Origin of the sequence: Halomonas sp. ND22Bw, from assembly GCF_003011945.1 — a bacterium.
GTDB lineage: Bacteria > Pseudomonadota > Gammaproteobacteria > Pseudomonadales > Halomonadaceae > Halomonas > Halomonas halophila.
The window spans coordinates 1-273 of sequence record NZ_PXWD01000852.1; the positions used below are offsets into that span (position 1 = coordinate 1).

Below are 273 nucleotides of genomic sequence, written 5' to 3' on the forward strand. Positions count from 1 at the left end.
CCGGGGGCAGCAGCAATGCGCACTGCGCATTGGGCGCCGCCACGTCGACGCGGCCGCGTGCGAACACCACGAAGTCGTGCGCGCTTCCCAGCAACTGGTCCCAGTCGGCCACCAAACGGCGTGCTGCCGGCAGCAGCGCCGTGCCGGCCTCGGTCGGTTGGCAGGCCCGCGTGTGACGGTCGAAGAGCCGCGTACCGAGCATCTTCTCGAGCTTGCCGAGCGCGGCGCTGAGCGACGACTGCGACATGCCCAGGCGCTCGGCCGCCCGCGTGA

Annotated in this window: 1 protein-coding gene; it reads right to left on the reverse strand. The window is 72.2% G+C overall.

Going from position 1 to position 273, the window contains the following annotated elements:
• A partial coding sequence (locus tag CVH10_RS20560; protein WP_146143194.1) for a LysR family transcriptional regulator occupies positions 1–273 on the reverse strand: 273 nt, incomplete at both ends.